Here is a 17,245-nt window from a genome sequence, read left to right on the forward strand (position 1 = left end):
CATGCTGAACTTGTTTCAGCATCCACCGTCCGTCGGGCGATGCGCCAACGGTTCCAGCCTCAGCCCGACAGCCAGATCGATCCAGTGCGGATTCTCGGATTCGATTAAATTGACCTTCCATGGCCGATGCCAACGCTTGAGCTGCTTTTCGTGTGCAATTGCCTCCGGCATTGTCGCGAAGAATTCGTAACGGACCAGCATGTGGACGCGGTTGCGCGCGGTGAAGCCCCGGATTTCGCCGCCACGATGCTGGTACAGGCGGGCGATCAGGTCGGAAGTGACTCCGACATAGATCGTGCCGTTCGGCTGACTGGCGAGGATGTAGACGCACGGTCTTTTGGGCATGGCTGCGCCCTTCGGAATGGAGCCGTGGGGTCGTCGCTTGCGGCGCGGTGGATGCTGAAACAAGTTCAGCATGACGGGAGGTGGGGGCAGCAGCGCGTTTCACTTCGCCGCCCCACACTCAGCATCAGATTTAGGAATTACGCTCGCCACGGACGTTCCTTATCCGTTCGCTTGCAGCAAGCCAATCCCCCTCCCGGTCAGGTCGGTGCCGATCGCGCGGCGGTCGCCGCAAACGCCTCCCCGATCGCGGTATAGAGCCGTTTGGGCTGGGCGCTGGCGTCATAGGGGAGCGGGCGCAGCGGCTGGCCGTCGGGGCGCGGGGTGCCGAAATTCTGCAGCCAGCTATATTTGTCGTTCATCCCCCAGACGAGCACGTCCTTGAGCTGCGGGTAGCTGAACAACAGGTCGATCCAGGCGCGGCCGTACACCGCGACATCCTCGTCGCGCTGCGCCACCGTGCCGGTACGGTTGCGGTCGTTGACGTCGAATTCGGTGATGATCAGCTTGTACCCCAACGCGACGACCTGATCGAGGAAGGACCGCATCGCCGGGATCTGCGCATTGGCGATGTCCTGCGCGGTGCCGCTGGAGTAAAATCCGATATGCGACTGGATGCCCAGCGCGTCGATCGGCACGTTGCGGTCGCGAAAGCCGCGCAACAGGTTGAGCACGCCGTTGCGGTGGGTGGTCGAGCCCCAGTCCATATAGTCGTTATAGACCAGCTCCGCGCTCGGCAGCTCGGCCCGTGCGGTGCGGAAGGCGAGGTCGAGGATCGAGGTGTCGCCGCCGACCGCAGTATGCAGAATGTTGCTGCGGACATTGCCGGTGGCGGGGTCGACCGCCTCGTTGATCACGTCCCAGCTCCTGATGCGATTACCGAAATGGCGCGCGGTGCTCTCGACATGCGTGCGCACCAGCCGTTCCGCCGTTGCCCGGGGGTTGGTCCCCATGTCGTAGCTGCGCAGCCAGGCGGGCAGACGCTCCTGAATATACCACAGGAAGCAGTGGCCGCGCATTTCCATGCCCTTTGACTCTGCATAGGCGAGCATCTGGTCGGCGCGGGTCCAGTTGTACACATTCTCCGCGCTCGACTGATATTCCCACTTCATCTCGTTTTCGGGGACGAGCAACTGGCAATCGCGTTCGAGCAGCGCGGAATAGGCCGGGTTGTTGAACGACCCGGCATCGGCACCCGGCGATGCCCAGGCGAAGGTGGAGCCGAAGCGCATCCCCCGCGCTGCCGCTGTATCTTTGAGCGCACTGGTCGGAGCCGGGGTCGGCGATGGCGTCGCGCTGGGCGATGGCGAAGGACTGGGAGACGGGCTGGGCGTGGGTGTAGGTGACGGGGTCGAGACAGTGCCGCCCCCCGATCCGCCGCCGCTACAGGCTGTAACGCCCAGCGCACCGGCAAGGGCAAGGGTTTCCCGACGGGTAAGGGACCGCATCCTCTCTTTCCTCCTCGCGGCCCGTTAGCGGGCCTGCATGTTCCGGATTCGTGTCCGGCGGAGCGATGGTAGCGCTATCAGATATCAGCGCAACGGGAAACTGGTAGCGCTATCTTGACACCACCCCCGTCATGCTGAACTTGTTTCAGCATCCACCGTGCGGCGGGCGACTGTTCCGAGGTTCCAACCCCAGCATCGCCTCCGGGCAGCGCTTCACCCTTGCAGACGGGGCATAAGCTTCGTCGCCAGGCGGCAGGGTGGATGCTGAAACAAGTTCAGCATGACGGGAGGAAGGTCGGTGAGGCCGACCCTATTCCTGCCCCCTCCTCTGATCCGCCTTCGCTTTGAATTCCGGATCGACGATGTACTTGTCCAGTTCGGATGCACCTGTAACTCTTGGAAAAACCCTACCTCTAACTGGACGGGCCACGACAACGACTTGTCCCGAAGAGCGGGTGAAAACGTGGTCGAATACGACGAATGCGCGCCCCTCTCGAAGCCCAAAGTCGATGCAGTTCGTAATCCATGGGTACTCGGGCAGCACAATCTCAATGTCGCGCCCGCCAAGTGCTTCGGCGAACCGTTCGTCCGTTCTCGCCTGAACAACCCGACCATCAAGGCGAAGGATTTCGACCGGTAGCGACCGCCCGACTTCAACCCCCTCGGGTTGCGCGGGGAAGAAGTAGGACCGCATTGCCGAACCATCCGTACACGCGAGCGCATTGCTGCTCATCAGCAACGCACTGATATAGATGAACCACTTCACTTCGCCGCCTTCCTCAACGCCAACCGCACAAGTGCATCCAGCGTCGCGCCCGCCCCCAGCTCATCGCTCGCCGCATTCACCGCGTTGCTCGCTTCGGCGGGTTTGAAGCCGAGGTTCAGCAGCGCCGACACCGCGTCGTTGGCCGCGCTGCCAGCCGGGATCGTCGCCCCTGCCCCGCCCGCGCCGATCGCGATGCCGCCGGCCTTGTCCTTCAGTTCGTTGACGATGCGCTGCGCCAGTTTCGGGCCGACACCGTTGGCGCGCGCGACCATCGCGGCGTCGGCGCGGGCGATGGCGGTCTGGACCTCGGCCGGGGAGAGGATCGACAGGATCGCGAGCGCGACCTTGGCCCCTACCCCCTGCACACCGGTAAGCAGGCGGAACCAGTCGCGCTCCTGCGCGCTGGCAAAGCCCATCAGTCGGATCGAATCCTCGCTGACCAGCATTTCGGTGTGCACGGTGACGAACTCGCCGATTGCGCCGAGCGCCGCCAGCGTCCGCGCCGACGCACCGACCAGATAGCCCACGCCATTCACGTCGATCACCGCATGATCGATGCCGGTGGCGGCGAGGTGGCCGTTGAGATGCGCAATCATCGTCCGCACCCAGCGAATTGCGTGCCGACGCCCCGGACAAACCGGACAAAGCGGACACAATCACCCGTATATGCGGCCCGCGGCGGCAGCGCGGAGGGCGAGGCGGGATGCGCGATGGGCGGCTCGGACAGCATGATCCGGTACATAAGCGGAACGGCGGGGTGTAGGAAAGCGGAAATGGCGGGCGTCGCCGGTCCGGATGCTCAGCGGCGCAGCGCGCGCGCGCTAGCCAGATGATGCGCGTGACAGATCGCGACGGCGAGCGCGTCGGCAGCATCGGGACCGGCGATGGTCGCGCCGGGGAGCAGGCGCGCAACCATCGCATGCACCTGCGCCTTGTCCGCGCCGCCGGTGCCCACCACCCCTTTCTTGACCACGCTGGGCGCATATTCGCCGACATCGAGCCCCGCCCGCGCCGCCGCCGCGATGGCAACGCCGCGCGCATGGGCGAGCTTCAGCGTCGATTGCGGATTGGCGTTGACGAACACTTCCTCCACCGCTGCGCCGTCGGGTGCGTGATCGGCGATCAGCGCGGCGAGCATCGCGTCGAGATGCGCGAGCCGCCGCGCCAGCGGGGCTTTGGCGTCGGTCTTCAACTGCCCGTTGCCCAGATGGCCCAGCCGGTTGCCCTCCGCCCGGATCAGCCCCCAACCGGTGGTGCCAAGGCCCGGGTCAAGGCCGAGGATGATCCGCACGGCGCTCATCGCACACCGGCCGTTCGGCGGTGCGGAAACGTATTTCTACCTAGGGGCCGACCCTTAACCATGGCGGCGTCCTAAAAGACAAATGGGTGGTCCGCCAGCCTGCCCCGGTATCGATCCGATGCCGCCTCGACGTCCGGAGCATGAAAGCGGGTTCGTACCGTGTCCAATCTCGATCAGTTCTTTGCCGAACATCGCCGCCTGCGCGAATGCAATGCCGAAATGGCGGCGCTGGCCCGCCGCTTCGACCCGCCGGGCACAGACGAACTGAACGACGCGCGCTGGCGCTTTACCCGCACGCTGTTGCGGACGCTGACGCTCAAGGACCGGATGATCTATCCGCGGCTGCGCCTGCATGCCGACAGCGCGGCGCGCGCGATTGCCGAGCGTTTCTGCCAGTCGACCTCAGTGGATTATGAGCGGTTCGCCGCCCATACCAAGCGCTTTCCGCCCGATGCGGTGGTGCGCGACTGGCGCGCTTATGCGGTCGCGGTCCGGTTGCGCACCGCAGAGCTGGAGGATCGAATGGACCGCGAAGAGCGCGAACTGTTTCCGCTGCTGGACAATGCGCCGCGCGTGGCATCGGTGTCCTTTTCGCAGGGGACCAACTGGGCCGCCGACGCCTGGCGCATCCGCGCGATGCTGGGCATGGACGGCGCCGACGACCGGGCGGCTTGAGACAATTCCTCCCCCAGCTCGCTGGGGGAGGTGGCGGCGCGCAGCGCTGACGGAGGGGCGGCCGCGCAGACGGCCGTGGACAGCTCGGCAAAATTCCGCCCTCTGCGAGGGCGGCCCCTCCACCACCGCCTGCGGCGGCGGTCCCCCTCCCCTGAGCTAGGCTCAGGGGAGGAATAGAAAATCACCCCAGCTTGGCCATCACTTCGTCCGAGACTTCGTAATTGCCCCAGACGGTCTGGACGTCGTCATCATCGTCGAGCGCGTCGATGAGCTTGAACAAGGTCGCGGCATCGTCCTCGCCCACCTCGACCATCGTCTGCGGCTTCCATGCGAGCTTGGCGCCTTCCGCTTCGCCCAGCACGGGTTCGAGCGCCTTGGCGACTTCGTGCAGGTCGGCGCTGGCGGTCCAGATCTCGTGGCCATCCTCGCTCGACGTCACGTCCTCGGCACCCGCTTCCAGCGCTGCCTCGAACACCTTTTCGGCGTCACCGACGCTGGCGGGATAGGTGATCAGGCCGACGCGGTCGAAGGCGTGGCTGACCGATCCGGACGCGCCGAGATTGCCGCCATTCTTGGACACGGCGGTGCGGACGTTGGTCGCGGTGCGGTTACGGTTGTCGGACAGCGCCTCGATGATCAGCGACACGCCGCCGGGGCCGAACCCCTCATAGCGGATTTCCTCGTAATTCTCCGCGTCGCCCTTGCTCGCCTTGTCGATCGCACGCTGGATATTGTCCTTGGGCATCGACTGCGCCTTGGCGGCGTTGACCGCAGCGCGCAGGCGCGGGTTCATGTCGGGATCGGGGAGGCCCATCTTGGCCGCGACGGTGATTTCGCGGCTGAGCTTGCTGAACATGCCCGAGCGCTTCTTATCCTGCGCGCCCTTGCGGTGCATGATGTTCTTGAACTTGGAATGGCCTGCCATGGACTGTCTCTTTTGAATGGGCGGCACCGGCCCGCTCCTCCACCCGGCCACCCATCGGCAGGATATCGTCAAATGGGTGGCCGGGTGGGGAAGCGCGCCGGTGCCGAAATCAAATGCCCGGCGTCTCTAGGCGAGCGGAGGGGAGACTTGCAACCCGTCGCCCCGCGCTCCGGGTGCGTCAGACGCCGCTGAGCGTCACCGCCGTGCCCGAAGCGGAAACCATCAGCATCGATCCGTTCTTTCCGATCACTTCATAATCGAAATCGATGCCGATCACCCCGTTCGCGCCAAGCGCGCGGGCTTCGTCCTGAAGTTCGGCGAGCGCGGTCTTGCGGGCATCCTTGAGCGGGCGCTCATAGCTGCCCGAACGGCCGCCGACGATGTCGCGGATGCCGGCGAACAGGTCGCGGAACACGTTCGCACCGATGATCACCTCGGCGGTCACGATGCCGTGATAGCGGGTGACGGTGACGCCATCGACGGTGCTGGTGGTGGTAAGAATCATGCTGGGCCCTCCGGTCTGGAGGGGGCATGGTAGGGCGGCGGGGTGTGGGGCGGCAATGCCCCTGCCCGCCACCACCGTCGCCCCGGGCTTGACCCGGGGCCGGGCTGTCCTTCGTCCACGGATAGACAGAAGAAGCCCTGTCCCGGGTCAAGCCCGGGACGACGAAAAGGCGGTGCTTACTGCATCCCCAGCGCGGCGCGGTAGGTTTCGAGCAGCGCGTCCTGCTCGTCGAGCTGGTGCTTCTCCATCTTCCGCAGGCGGATGATGGTCCGCATGATCTTGGCATCGAAGCCGGTCGCCTTGGCCTCGGCATAGACGTCCTTGATGTCGTCGCTGATGCCCTTTTTCTCTTCTTCCAGCCGCTCGATCCGCTCGATCAGAAGGCGCAGCTGCTCGGCCGAAATCGAGTCGCTCATGTCCCGCTCCATAAATGTGGTGAACGGGGGCGTTTAGCGGCTGTGCCGGGGGGTGCAAGGGGGCGGCACCACCCGGCTGTGGATAGCGCCGCCCGCGGCGACCGGTTCAGCGCTTGCCCGGCTGGCGGCGCACCATCGGCCCCGTGGGCATGTGCGACGCCGACAGCGCTTCCGCCTGCGCGGCGGGCACGCCTTCACGGATCAGCGCTTCGTAGAGTGCGCGTTCGGGGGGAACCGCGATGTCGGGCTTCACGCCAATCTGCTCCCAGCTGTCGCCGCCGGGGAAATAGCTGCGCCCGACCGGGATGAACGCCGAATAGCCGCCGCCAAGCGGCGCGGTGCCGCCAAAATGGCCCGCCCCTGCGGTGGTTTCGCCGATCAGCGTCGCGCGCTTCGTACCCTTGAACACCGCTGCGAGGTGCTCGGCGGCCGACGCGGTGCGCGGCGAAGTGAGGTAATAGATTTTGGTTTTGGCCCAAGGGCTGGCGGGGCTGGCCGGGGTGACGCGATGCTCGGTCCGCGCCAGCTCGGCGGGCGCGTCGACCTTGACCAGCGAACGGAACGGCAGCGGTCCGGCCTGCGCGGCGAAGGACGCGCGCGTGTCCATGATCATCACCGCCTGCGGCGTATCGAAGATGCGCGGGAACAGCAGGTCCATTTCGTCCAGCCCGCCGCCGCGATGCGTACGCGCATCGATGATCAGCGTTTTGGCGCCGGCATGCTGGTCGAGAAAGGCGGTGAACGCCTTGAGCATCTCGGGCTCGCCGAAAAAGCCGTTGAAGCGGACATAGGCGATGCCGGGCGCGATCATCCCCGCCTGCTCCATCGCGGGCGGGGGCAGCGGAGCGCCGCCGATCTGTTGCTGGGTCGAGGGCTGGCCGACGCGCTGCGACTGCGGGCCGCCGGGCGCGAACATGGCGAGGTGGCCATCGGGGGCGATCGCCTGAAGATCGGCGGTCACCGCGGTGGCGAGCGCATAGCCGTCGGTGATGCCGTCATAGCCGCCCGCCGCGAGCTTGGTGCGCAGGGCGGCGGCGTAGCGTTTGGCAGTGTCGGGGAAGACGAAGTTCTTCTCGAGCTCGTCCGCCAGCGTCGCCACCGCCGCCTTCGCCGCCGCCGCGTCATAGGCGGGCGCTGCGGCGGGCGCGGGCGCGTCGCTTTGCGCCATCGCCATCGCCATCGGGGACAGCGCCGCCAGGATTACCGCCGCCATTACTTGCTTCCGCATCTTGCCTCTCCGTCATGGATCACCGGCAGTGTTATAGTTGACTAACACGGTTTTTGCAGGCGATGATGCCGCGCTGTTTGCCGAAAATCGGCATCGGGGAGTGGATGTGCGCCGGATATGAGCAAGCTCGACGCGTTCGACATTCAGTTGCTGAACCTGCTGCAGGACAATGCGCTGGCGACCGCCGAACAGCTGGCGCGGCGCGTGCCGCTGTCGGCATCGGCGGTCACGCGGCGGGTGCGGCGGCTGCGCAGCGCAGGGTGGATTGCGGCGGATGTCGCGATCCTCGCGCCCAGGCTGACCGCACGGCGGCTGCGCGCGCTGGTGCGGGTTCAGGTCCATGAGCATGCCGAGGAACGCGGGATCGCGGCGCTGCGCGCGGCGCTGGCGGTCGAGGAGTCGGTGCAGATGATCCTGGACGTCGCGGGCGCTGACGATCTGGCGGTGCTGATCTGCGCGCGCGATATGGCCGACTATAATGCGCTGGCCGAGCGGCTGTTTCAGAACGACCCTGCCGTGCGGCGGTACGAGACAAGCTTCATCAAGCGCGTACACAAACAGAGCGCGCTCGTTCCACTGACAACCGGAGACATAGGGTGAAAAAAGGCCACCCCGGCATGTGGGGGGTGGCGCGAGTGACGGGGCTCGAACCCGCGACCTCCGGCGTGACAGGCCGGCGCTCTAACCAACTGAGCTACACCCGCTTGAGCCCTGCGCCGAAGCGCGTTCCCTTGCGAGAGCGCGGCACCTAGACGGGTGGTCCGGGGCTGTCAACACCCGTTTCGCGGATATTTTGCGGGCGCGGTGCGGCGGGGTTGCCGCCGGTCACCAGCGTGCCGTGTTCGAACAGGAAACCGGCGATGTCGGGCTTGCCCGCAGCGCTCAGCACCGTCTGGATGATGATCAGCAGCGGCACCGCCAGCAGCGCGCCGGGCGTGCCCCAGACCCAGCCCCAGAAGCTGAGCGAGATCAGGATCATGATCGGGTTGATGGTCAGGCGGCGGCCGACCACCAGCGGGGTGATCAGATTGGCCTCGATCGTGTGCAGCCCGATCACGATCGCGGCAGGCAGCAGCGCGGCCCAGATGTCGGAAAAGGTCATCAACCCCCCGACCGCGAGGAACCCGGCGGCAAAGATCGGGCCGAGATAGGGAATGTAATTGAGCAGCGCGACGATCCCGCCCCACATCAGCGGCGTCGGCATGTCGATCAGCCACAGCGCGCCGGCCACCGTCAGGCCGAGCCCGACATTGATCAGCGTGATCGTGCCGAGATAGGCCGAGGTATCGTCGACCACGTCCTGGATCACCCGGGCGGTCGCCATCGCGCCGCCGAAGCTGGTCCGGCTGGTGATCGCGCTGCGCCGCAGCCGGGTCCAGCCGGACAGGAAGAAGAAGATGACCAGCACCGCAAAGAACATCTCGATGAACGCAGTCGGCGCGCTGGTTGCGGCAAGCTCGAGAATCGATCGCGGCGGCGCTTCGGCGGCGGCGGCGGCCGGCTGGATCGTGCGGGTCGAGGCCAGATCCTGGATCGTGCGGTTCACGAAATTCTCGAAATTCGCGTAGAAATCGATCAGCGGCTTCACGTTCGACTGGATATTGTCGATCCGCTCGGGAAGCAGCGACAGCCAGCCCCAGGCGGGCACGACGATCGATGCCAGCGCGGCATTGGCAGCGGTCAGGAACAGCAACAGACAGATCAGCGCGGCGAGCGGCGCGGGCACGCGGTGCCGCTCCAGCCATTCGAGGATCGGGACCAGCGCGATGGCGATGACGATCGCGGCGGTGAGCGGCAGGAAGAAGGGCGATCCGGCCTTGAGCGCGAACGGAATGGCCAGCACCAGCCCGATGCCGATCATCAGCGTCAGCCCGGCGAGCAGCCGGTCACGGCGGTTCTCCGCCTCGCTCTCCTGCGCTGCGGCCGGCACCATCGGCACGAAGTGCGAGGACGATTCCGACGCGCCCTCGTCCGCGTCCGCGCGCCGCTCGCCACCAAACCCCTCGTCCACCCTGAACCTGCCTTTCCTGACTGAATTCTAGCGCGATTTGCGCCGCTTGTAATCCTGCCGCGCGTCCGCCGCTTCCGCGTGCGCAGAAACTTGCTAGGCTGGGTCGCATGGGAGAGATTTTGCTGGTCATCGACGAGGGGACGACCTCGACCCGCGCGATGCTGTTCGCACCCGATGGGCGTTGCCTCGACAGCATCGCGGTGCCGTTGCGGCAATTCTATCCCCAGCCGGGATGGGTCGAGCATGACCCCGACCAGATCTGGGCCGAATCGGCCAATTGCGCGGCAGTGATGATCGAGCGCGCCAGTGGCCCGGATCGAATCGCCGCGATCGGCATCACCAACCAGCGCGAGACGGTGATGTTCTGGGATCGCCACACCGGCCGCGCGCTCGGCCCGGCGATCGTGTGGCAGGACCGGCGCAGCGCCGAGCTGTGCCGAACGCTCAAGGAACAGGGCGAGGAAGCGGGGGTGCAGGCGCGTACCGGACTGCTGCTCGACCCCTATTTCAGCGGGACCAAGATCGCCTGGGCGATGGCCAACTGGCCGCAGCTGCGCGACGCGGGCGATCGGCTGGCGGTGGGCACGGTCGAAAGCTGGCTGGTGTGGAAGCTGACCGCCAATGAACATCGGGGCGGGTTGCACGTCACCGACGCGACCAATGCGTCGCGCACCTTGCTGATGGGCCTGGGCAGCGGGGCGTGGAGCGACGGGCTGCTCGACCTGTTCGATTGCCCGCGCGGGGCGCTGCCCGAGATTGTCGATTGCGCGGGACGGTTTGGGGAAACGACGCTGTTCGGCGGGCGCATTCCGATCTGCGGCCTGGCCGGCGACCAGCAGGCGGCGACGATCGGGCAGGCGTGCCTGGCGCCGGGCGAGACCAAGGCGACCTATGGCACCGGTGCATTCATGCTCACCAATGCCGGCGAGCGCCAGCCGACGTCGCGCCACCGCTTGCTTTCGACCGTGTTGTGCCAGCTCAACGGCAAACGCAGCTATGCGATCGAGGGGTCGGTGTTCGTCGCGGGGAGCGTGGTCAAGTGGCTGCGCGATTCGCTGGGGCTGATCGCGGATGCTGCGGAAACCGAAGCGCTGGCGCGGTCGGTCGCCGACAATGGCGGCGTCTACTTCGTCCCCGCCCTGTCCGGGCTCGGCGCGCCGTACTGGGAGCCGGAGGCGCGTGGGGCGATCAGCGGGCTGACCCTTGCCAGCGGCAAGGCGCATGTCGTGCGCGCCGCGCTGGAGGCGATGGCGCACCAGAGCCATGACCTCAAGACCGCCTTTGCCGCCGATGGCTGTGACTGGTCGCGGCTGCGGATCGACGGGGGCATGGTCGCCAATGACTGGATTGCGCAGGATCTGGCCGATGTACTGGGGGTGACGGTCGAGCGGCCCGCCTTCACCGAGACGACCGCGCTGGGCGCAGCGATGCTGGCGGGCGTGGGCTGCGGGCTGTTTGCCGGACTGGAGGAAGCCGCAACGATGCGCGGGCGGGTCGAGACGTTCGAGCCGGCGATGGATGGCGGCGCGCGGGATACGCGGCTTGCCGGGTGGGCGAAGGCGGTCGCGGGGGTGCTCGCCTAGCCCCCCGTCGCCCCGGGCTTGACCCGGGGCTGGGCTTCTTCTTTCTCAACGTCGGCCAAGAAAAGCCCGGCCCCGGGTCAAGCCCGGGGCGACGATAAGTGGGTGTGAGTGGCATTGCGCTGCACCCAACCGACCGTTATGGTAACACAATACACCACATACTCTCTGGGGGGATTTTTCCATGAAGATCAACGTTTTCGCGCGGCTGACGCTGGGCGTCGCGGCGCTCGCGCTGACCGCGCCGGCGCTGTCGCAGAGCGGCAGCGGGCCGCGTTACGGCACGGTCGGGCTCGAGCTGACCGGGCAGGACAAGAGCGTCAAGCCGGGCGATGACTTCTGGTCGTACGTCAATGGCGGCTGGGCCAAGTCGGTCGAGATTGCCGCCGACCGCTCCTCGGCGGGCTATGGCGTCAAGCTGACCGACGAAGCCGAAGTGTCGGTCCGTGCGATCCTCGACGACATGGCCAAGAACCCCGGCCAGTTCGGCGCCAAGGGCAAGCAGATCGGCGACCTCTATGCCAGCTGGATGGACGAGGCCGGGATCGAAGCGCGCGGCACCGCGCCATTGAAGCCCTATCTCGCCAAGATCGCGGCGGCGAATGACCGCGCCAAGCTGCAGACGCTGTTCGCGAGCACCGGCTATGCCAGCCCGGTCGATATCGGGATCATCCCCGACCTGGCCGACCCGACCCAGTACACCGCCTTCGCCAGCCAGGGCACGCTCGGCATGGCGCGCGACTATTATCTGCTGGAGGGCGAGAAATACGACAAGTTCCGCGCCGCCTACCGCGCCTATGTCGAGCAGGTGCTGACGCTCGCCGGGATCGCCGATGCCGCCAAGAAGGCGGACGGGATCGTCGCGTTCGAAACCGCGATGGCCAAGGTCCATTGGAGCCCCGAGCAGAACCGCAACATCATGGCGCTGTACAAGCCGATGGACCGCGCCGGCATGGCAAAGCTCGCCCCGGAATTCGACTGGCCGGCAATGATGCAGACCGCGGGTCTGGGATCGCTGCCCAAGATGATCATGGGCAACGACACCGCGCTGACCGCTTTGGGCAAGATGTTCGCGCAGGTGCCGGTATCGACCTGGCAGGACTGGATGACGTTCCACTTCATCTCGTCCAATGCGGCATATCTGCCCAAGGCGTTCGACGATGCCTCGTTCAACTTCTACGCCAAGACGCTGTCGGGCACCCCGCAGAAGCGCGAGCGGTGGAAGCGTGGCGTGCAGCTGGTCAACGGCGCGCTGGGCGAAGCAGTCGGCGAGATTTACGTCGCGCGCCACTATCCGCCCGAAAGCTCGGCCAAGATGAACGAGCTGATCGTCGACCTGCGCGCCAGCCTTGAGGAGCGGCTGAAGGCCAACCAGTGGATGGACGCGGCGACCAAGGAAAAGGCGCTGGCCAAGCTCGCCGCGTTCGACCCGCGCGTCGGCCACCCCGCGACCTGGATCGACTATTCGAGCATGAAGATCAGCCGGGGCGACCTGCTCGGCAACATGGTGGCCGCACGCGAATGGGGGCAGCAGTACCAGCTGTCGAAGCTGGGCAAGCCGGTCGACCGCGCGGCATGGGACATGACCCCGCAGACGGTGAACGCCTATTACAACCCGCTGATGAACCAGATCACCTTCCCGGCGGCGATCCTGCAGGCGCCCTATTTCGACGCCAAGGCGGACCCGGCGGTCAACTATGGCGCGATCGGCGCGATCATCGGGCACGAGATCGGCCATGGCTTTGACGATCAGGGCAGCCAGTTCGGTGCCGACGGCAAGTTCGCCAATTGGTGGACGCCCGAAGCCAAGGCCGCGTTCGCCAAGCGCACCGGCGTGCTGGTCGAACAGTTTAACCAGTATGAGCCGGTGCCCGGGACCAAGATCAACGGCAAGCTGACGCTGGGCGAGAATATCGGCGATCTGGGCGGCATCGAAATGGCCTATGGCGCCTATCAGCGCTACCAGGCCAAGCATGGCAAGGCCCCGGTGATCGGCGGCCTGACCGGCGATCAGCGCTTCTTCCTGTCCTACGCCCAGGCCTGGCAGTCCAAGGTGCGCGAAGATGCCGAGCTGCAGCGCCTGCTGACCGACCCGCACAGCCCGGCCAAGTATCGCGTCAACGGCATCGTGCGGAATGTCGACGCGTGGTATGTCGCGTTCAACGTGAAGCCGGGCGACGCGCTGTACCTGCCGCCGGAGCAGCGGGTGAAGATCTGGTGAGGCGACTCGCCTGACGCGATGGGGGGCCGGTTCGGAAGGACCGGCCCTTTTTTGTCGTTGGGACTCCCCCTCCCCTATCGTCGCCCCGGGCTTGACCCGGGGCGACGAAGCGGGTGTGGCGACGAGCAGTCTTAGTCGCTACCTGCCAGTTGGTCGTACAGGTCGACCCAATCCGGATTCGCCTTCTCGATCAGCGCAAACTTCCACTCGCGGTGCCAGCGTTTGACCCGTTTCTCGCGCGCAATGGCGTCGCGAATGTCCTCGGCATAGTCCGCCCAGACGAGGCGGGTGAGGTGATGCTCGGCGCAGTAACTCGACCCGGCGCCGGTGCGGTGCTGATGGACGCGCGCAGGGAGGTTTGCCGAGACGCCGGTGTACATCTTGCCGCGATACCGGTTGGCCATGATGTAGACCCAGCCGCCTTTGGGTGTGCGTGGCATGGCACAATCCCATCCTAGGTTGGGTCGGCAGTCAAGCCACTCACCCCACCGTCGCCCCGGGCTTGACCCGGGGCCGGGCTGCCTTCTTCTTCACCATAGGCAAAGAAAAGCCCTGTCCCGGGTCAAGCCCGGGACGACGCGAGGGGTGAGGTCGGTCTGAAACTCAGGCCACCCCCTCCTCCACGAACAACGCCTTCAGATCCTTCTTCAGGATCTTCCCGTTGGCGTTCCGCGGCAGCGTCTCCGCGACGAACTTGATCGCGACGGGCGTCTTGAAGATCGCCAGCCGTTCGCGGACCCACGCCTGCAGCTCGGCCTCGGTCGCCTCCATGCCGGGCGCGAGGTGGACCACCGCCGCGGGCTCCTCGCCCAGCGTCTTGTGCGGGATGCCGATCAGCGCGCAGTCGGTGACGGCGGGGTGGGCGTAGAGCACGTCCTCGACCTCGGACGAGTAAATATTCTCGCCGCCGCGGATGATCATGTCCTTGGCGCGGTCGACGATGTAGAGGAAGCCTTCCTCGTCCAGCTTCGCCAGATCGCCGGTGCGGACCCAGCCGTCGCGGAAGCATTCGGCGGTCGCTTCGGGCTTGTTCCAGTATCCCTTCACGATCATCGGCCCCTTGGCCCACAGCTCGCCGACCTCGCCGACGGGCAGCTCGCGCTCGCCCTCCGGGTCCATGATCTTGAGGTCAGCGACCGGCACGGGCGGGCCCGCGCTGGTCGGGCGGTTCAAATAATCCTCGCTCGAATGGCTGGTCACCGTCGCCATCGTCTCGGTCATGCCCCAGCCGTTTCCGGGCAGCGCGCCGAATTCGGTGTAGATGCGCTTGACCAGCTCGGGCGCCGAGGGCGCGCCGCCATAGGCAATCGCCTCAAGGCTGGAGAGGTCATATTTGTGGCGGTCGGGGTGCTCCAGGATCTGCCACGCGATCGTCGGAACGCCGCCGGTCAGGTTGACCTTTTCGCGCTGGATGATCTCCATCGCCTCGACCACGTCCCATTTGCGCATGAACACCGCGGTGTTGCCCGACGCCAGCGTGCCCATCAGGCTCGCCGAACAGGCGGTGACGTGGAACAGCGGGATGACCAGCAGGCCGACCTTGGGCTGCGGCTCGGGCGGCATCTCGCCGCGGCGCAGATAGGAGCGCGCGGCGGCATATCCGCCCGACATGATGTTGGTGCAGAGGTTGCGGTGCGTGCCGAGCGCGCCCTTGGGCGAACCGGTGGTGCCGCTGGTGTAGAAGATCGTCGCATCGTCCTCCGGCCCCAGCGTCGGATCGGCCGGAAGCGGGACGTCAGGCAGCGATGCCCAGCTGTTGGGCGCGCCGATCAGGTCTTCGAGCTTGTCGACGCCCTCGGGCAGCTCGCCGTCCCAGCGGCTGACGATGGTGCGCTCAAGATCGGGCAGGTCGGGCAACCGCTTCTGCAACCGGGCGAAGCGCTCGCCGTCGAGGAACAACACCTTCGACCCCGAATCGCGCAGGCCATAGTCGAGCTCGCCGCCGGTCCACCATGCGTTGAGCGGGACCAGGATCGCGCCGATGCTGACCGCGGCAAAGAAGATCACCGGCCATTCGGGCGTGTTGCGCATCGCCAGCGCGACGCGGTCGCCCTTGCCCACCCCCATCTCGCGCAATTTGGTCGCGAGGTGCGCGGTGGCGCGGAAATTCGCTTCGTAGGTGACGCGCTCGTCTTCATGGATGGTGAAGATGCGCTCGCCATGGGTGCGCGACAGCTGGAGCAGCGCGGCAAGATGCGGCGGGGCGTTCTTCCACACCCGCGTCCTGATGCCGCGAATCTCGATTTCTTCCATTTCCAGCTTCTGGCCGGGCGCGGTCATCAGCGCCTGGGCTTGCGCCAGCGTCATCTTCGGCCAGGACGGGTCGAGCGGGATGAGCGGTTCGGGGGCCAAGGCGGGTCTCTCCAATGCTGTCATCATTTCGTAGTTGAATGTCGGGTTTGGCGATTCCACCACGCCCGAACACACTTCATTCTTGATTCATTAGCCGCTCAACGCAATAGGGAAGCGACACAAAGGCGAACGCCCCCGAACAAGGATTCGAATTAGAGGTATGGACTCCAGCGCCTTCGCTACCGCTACGGAAAGCGGCTTCGACGCCGACCGGCTCGCCCGCATCGATGCGTTCGTCAAGGCGCGCTACCTCGACTCGGGAAAACTGCCCAACGCCCAGCTGCTGATCGCGCGCGACGGCAGAATCGCGCATTTCAGCCATCAGGGTGCGGCGCGTGAGGGCGGCGATGCGGTAAACGACGCCTCGATCTACCGCATCGCGTCGATGACCAAGCCGGTGACGTCGATCGCGTTCATGCAATTGGTCGAGCAAGGGAGCGTCGCGCTCGACACGCCGGTCCACCACGTCCTGCCCGAGTTCAAGGGGCTGGGGGTCTATAATGGCGGCGGCGGCGGGGTGCCGTTCGTGACCAGGCCGACGACCGAGCCGATGCGGATGATCGATCTGCTGCGGCATACTTCCGGCCTCACCTATGGCTTCCAGAATCGCGGCAATGTCGATGCGGCGTATCGCGAGGGGCGGATCGAGAATTGGCACGGGCAGCTCGACCTTGACGGGTTCGTCGCGGCGCTGGGCAAGCTCCCGCTCGAATTCTCGCCGGGTGAGGCGTGGAATTATTCGGTCGCGACCGATGTGCTGGGCGCAGTGGTCGAGCGCGTGTCGGGGCAGAAGCTCGACACCTATTTTCAGGACCATATCTTCGCGCCGCTCGGCATGCACGACACCGGCTTCTGGGTGCCGGCGGACAAGGTCGATCGCCTGACCGACTGCTACACGTTCAAGGCCGGCGAAGGCCGCGTGATGTACGATCGCGGCGCGGAATCGGCGTGGAGCCGCAAGCCGACGCTGTTGTCGGGCGGCGGTGGCCTCGTCTCGACCGCGCTCGACTATCACCGCTTCTGCACGATGCTGCTCGAAGGCGGCACGCTCGACGGCGCGCGGATCATCGGGCGCAAGACGCTCGATCTGATGGTGATGAACCATCTCCCCGGCGGCAAGGATCTGTCGAGCCTGTCGCGGTCCTTGTTCAGCGAGACGCAGAATGCCGGGACCGGATTTGGCCTGGGCTTTGCGATGAACATCGATGTCGCGCGATCGATGATCCCGGGCAGCGTCGGGGAGTTTTACTGGGGCGGGATGTTTTCGACCGCCTTCTTTGTCGATCCGGTCGAGCGGATCACCATGGTGTTCATGACGCAGCTGTCGCCATCGGGGCTCTACCCGATCCGGCGCGAGCTGAAGACGATGATCTATTCGGCTTTGACATGATGCGCTGCGCCGAAACCCATTTCATCGTCACCCCCGCGAAAGCGGGGGCCCATCTCCTGACTGTGCCGCTGGATGCAGCGGCGGGA

The 17,245-nt window shown here is 66.1% G+C and carries 17 protein-coding genes and 1 tRNA gene; 5 read left to right on the plus strand and 13 right to left on the minus strand.

The genetic code is table 11. From position 1 onward, the window contains the following. Positions 1 to 15 precede the first annotated feature (15 nt). From J2Y54_RS05065 to ruvC, 5 genes are all read right to left on the minus strand, one after another. Positions 16 to 345, minus strand: a complete 330-nt coding sequence (locus J2Y54_RS05065; protein WP_310037461.1) for a GIY-YIG nuclease family protein — start codon at positions 343 to 345, stop codon at positions 16 to 18. Positions 346 to 542: 197 nt separating this feature from the next. Then, positions 543 to 1,790, minus strand: coding sequence for an endo-1,4-beta-xylanase (locus J2Y54_RS05070; protein WP_405052877.1), 1,248 nt, complete (start codon positions 1,788 to 1,790; stop codon positions 543 to 545). A 310-nt stretch (positions 1,791 to 2,100) separates the two neighbouring features. Next, positions 2,101 to 2,556: a hypothetical protein gene (locus tag J2Y54_RS05075; protein ID WP_310037463.1), complete on the minus strand. Its 456-nt coding sequence runs from the start codon at positions 2,554 to 2,556 to the stop codon at positions 2,101 to 2,103. Then, a complete protein-coding gene (ruvA, locus tag J2Y54_RS05080) occupies positions 2,553 to 3,152 on the minus strand; it encodes a Holliday junction branch migration protein RuvA (protein ID WP_310037464.1) in 600 nt (199 codons plus the stop codon). The genes J2Y54_RS05075 and ruvA overlap by 4 nt, the downstream gene beginning before the upstream one ends. A gap of 203 nt (positions 3,153 to 3,355) precedes the next feature. Continuing rightward, complete coding sequence (ruvC, locus tag J2Y54_RS05085) at positions 3,356 to 3,856, minus strand: crossover junction endodeoxyribonuclease RuvC (RefSeq protein WP_310037466.1); 501 nt, start codon at positions 3,854 to 3,856, stop codon at positions 3,356 to 3,358. Positions 3,857 to 4,015: 159 nt separating this feature from the next. Between ruvC and J2Y54_RS05090 the strand changes: the two genes are divergently transcribed. Further along, positions 4,016 to 4,531: a hemerythrin domain-containing protein gene (locus J2Y54_RS05090; RefSeq protein ID WP_310037468.1), complete on the plus strand. Its 516-nt coding sequence runs from the start codon at positions 4,016 to 4,018 to the stop codon at positions 4,529 to 4,531. A 181-nt stretch (positions 4,532 to 4,712) separates the two neighbouring features. Here the strand turns inward: J2Y54_RS05090 and J2Y54_RS05095 are convergent, their stop codons facing one another. The 4 genes from J2Y54_RS05095 to J2Y54_RS05110 all read right to left on the minus strand — a co-directional run bounded on the left by J2Y54_RS05095 (position 4,713) and on the right by J2Y54_RS05110 (position 7,605). Next, a complete protein-coding gene (locus tag J2Y54_RS05095) occupies positions 4,713 to 5,456 on the minus strand; it encodes a YebC/PmpR family DNA-binding transcriptional regulator (protein WP_310037469.1) in 744 nt (247 codons plus the stop codon). 178 nt (positions 5,457 to 5,634) lie between these two features. Beyond that, positions 5,635 to 5,961: a heavy metal-binding domain-containing protein gene (locus J2Y54_RS05100; RefSeq protein WP_300501154.1), complete on the minus strand. Its 327-nt coding sequence runs from the start codon at positions 5,959 to 5,961 to the stop codon at positions 5,635 to 5,637. Positions 5,962 to 6,137: 176 nt separating this feature from the next. Further along, positions 6,138 to 6,377, minus strand: coding sequence for a DUF2312 domain-containing protein (locus J2Y54_RS05105; RefSeq protein WP_310037471.1), 240 nt, complete (start codon positions 6,375 to 6,377; stop codon positions 6,138 to 6,140). Positions 6,378 to 6,483: 106 nt separating this feature from the next. Continuing rightward, positions 6,484 to 7,605, minus strand: a complete 1,122-nt coding sequence (locus tag J2Y54_RS05110) for a S41 family peptidase (RefSeq protein ID WP_310037474.1) — start codon at positions 7,603 to 7,605, stop codon at positions 6,484 to 6,486. Positions 7,606 to 7,722: 117 nt separating this feature from the next. Here J2Y54_RS05110 and J2Y54_RS05115 point away from each other — a divergent pair, with 117 nt between their 5' ends. Then, the gene (locus J2Y54_RS05115; protein ID WP_310037477.1) at positions 7,723 to 8,205 is read left to right on the plus strand and encodes an Lrp/AsnC family transcriptional regulator; all 483 of its coding nucleotides are present in this window, start codon (positions 7,723 to 7,725) and stop codon (positions 8,203 to 8,205) included. Positions 8,206 to 8,232: 27 nt separating this feature from the next. Here the strand turns inward: J2Y54_RS05115 and J2Y54_RS05120 are convergent. Continuing rightward, positions 8,233 to 8,309 (minus strand) — tRNA-Asp (locus tag J2Y54_RS05120). 44 nt (positions 8,310 to 8,353) lie between these two features. Further along, the gene (locus tag J2Y54_RS05125; RefSeq protein WP_310038469.1) at positions 8,354 to 9,538 is read right to left on the minus strand and encodes an AI-2E family transporter; all 1,185 of its coding nucleotides are present in this window, start codon (positions 9,536 to 9,538) and stop codon (positions 8,354 to 8,356) included. A 185-nt stretch (positions 9,539 to 9,723) separates the two neighbouring features. Here J2Y54_RS05125 and J2Y54_RS05130 point away from each other — a divergent pair, with 185 nt between their 5' ends. Continuing rightward, positions 9,724 to 11,199 (plus strand): glycerol kinase, encoded by a 1,476-nt coding sequence (locus J2Y54_RS05130; RefSeq protein WP_310037479.1) that lies wholly within the window; start codon positions 9,724 to 9,726, stop codon positions 11,197 to 11,199. Between the two features lie 181 nt (positions 11,200 to 11,380). Next, entirely contained in the window at positions 11,381 to 13,417 is a 2,037-nt protein-coding gene (locus J2Y54_RS05135; RefSeq protein WP_310037482.1) for a M13 family metallopeptidase, read from the plus strand. 131 nt (positions 13,418 to 13,548) lie between these two features. Here the strand turns inward: J2Y54_RS05135 and J2Y54_RS05140 are convergent, their stop codons facing one another. Continuing rightward, positions 13,549 to 13,857 carry a GIY-YIG nuclease family protein gene (locus J2Y54_RS05140; protein ID WP_310037484.1) on the minus strand — a complete coding sequence of 103 codons (309 nt, stop codon included), beginning with the start codon at positions 13,855 to 13,857 and terminating at the stop codon, positions 13,549 to 13,551. Positions 13,858 to 14,020: 163 nt separating this feature from the next. Continuing rightward, positions 14,021 to 15,793 (minus strand): class I adenylate-forming enzyme family protein, encoded by a 1,773-nt coding sequence (locus J2Y54_RS05145; RefSeq protein ID WP_310037486.1) that lies wholly within the window; start codon positions 15,791 to 15,793, stop codon positions 14,021 to 14,023. 136 nt (positions 15,794 to 15,929) lie between these two features. On the opposite strand from J2Y54_RS05145, the gene J2Y54_RS05150 reads away from it, so the two are divergent. Further along, a complete protein-coding gene (locus tag J2Y54_RS05150) occupies positions 15,930 to 17,159 on the plus strand; it encodes a serine hydrolase domain-containing protein (protein ID WP_310037487.1) in 1,230 nt (409 codons plus the stop codon). Positions 17,160 to 17,245: the final 86 nt, after the last annotated feature.

The sequence above is a fragment of the Sphingomonas sp. BE123 genome (assembly GCF_031456015.1).
Classification (GTDB): Bacteria; Pseudomonadota; Alphaproteobacteria; order Sphingomonadales; family Sphingomonadaceae; genus Sphingomonas.